General features: G+C 69.1%; 1 protein-coding gene. It reads right to left on the bottom strand.

Going from position 1 to position 1,065, the window contains the following annotated elements:
* Nucleotides 1–43 precede the first annotated feature (43 nt).
* A partial coding sequence (locus tag ACIRRA_RS46100; RefSeq protein WP_402782536.1) for an NADP-dependent oxidoreductase occupies nt 44–1,065 on the bottom strand: 1,022 nt, incomplete at its 5' end.

Below are 1,065 nucleotides of genomic sequence, written 5' to 3'. Positions count from 1 at the left end.
TTGTCGCGCACCGCGATACCGCGCAGCTGCTTGGGTTTTTCGGTCACGTTCGTTCCGGTGCGTTCACTACGATCGCGGCCTTGCCGAAGCCGCGCCGGTCCTTGACCCACTGCTGGGCATCGGCGGCCTCGGTGAGATCGAACTCGGCGCCGACGACGACGCGCACCGCGCCCGAGTCGACCAGTTCGGTGATGGCCGCGAGGGCCGTGGGGTCGGGTTCCACCAGGCACGAGGCCGCGCGGATACCTCGCTGCGCCGCGGCGGCCTGATATCCGGTGACCGACCATGCGGTCGACAAGGCGATCGTGCCGCCGGGCGTGACGCGGTCGAACAGTGAAGCGCCGAAATCGAATCCGACCAGGTCGATCGCGGCGTCGACCTTCCCGATCGCCGTGACAGCGTCGGCGTGGGTGTAGTCCACGCAGGTGTGCGCGCCCAATTCGCGCAGTGCGGCATGGTGATCGGGACGCACCAGGGCGGTGACCGTGGCTCCCCGTGCGACCGCCAACTGCACCGCGAGGTGACCGACGCCGCCGGAGGCCCCACTGATCAGAACGTGCTGACCGGCACGTACCCCGGCAGCGTCGAGCATCTGCCAGGCCGTCAGCGCGGCCATCGGCAAGCACCCCGCCTCGGTGAAGGAAGCCGACTTCGGCATCGGCGCAAGGTGATACGCGGGCACGGTCATGTATTCGGCATAGGTGCCGGCAGGATAGGGGAACCAGGCCAGGCCGTAGAGGCGGTCGCCCACGGCGTAGCGAGTTACTCCGTAGCCCACCGCATCCACCACACCGGCGACGTCCCACCCGGGGATGCAGGGCAGCCGCATGGACTGTTCGTAGCCGGAATTGTTGCCGGTGTGCATGTCGATCGGGTTCACGCTGGTCGCCCGGACCGCGATGCGGACTTCGCCCGCGGCGGGCTCCGGCCGTTCGACGTCGGCGATCTCCAGTGGCGATCCCCAGTTTTCGTGCCGAGCCGCGCGCATGGTGGTAGTGCTCGGCCGGCGAGCGCCGACGATCATGACGCCCGCACCAGGGCGCTCGCGTCGACACCGCACTGACG

Origin of the sequence: Nocardia sp. NPDC101769, assembly GCF_044766925.1 — a bacterium.
GTDB lineage: Bacteria > Actinomycetota > Actinomycetes > Mycobacteriales > Mycobacteriaceae > Nocardia.
This window is presented reverse-complemented; position numbering and strand designations above follow the sequence as displayed.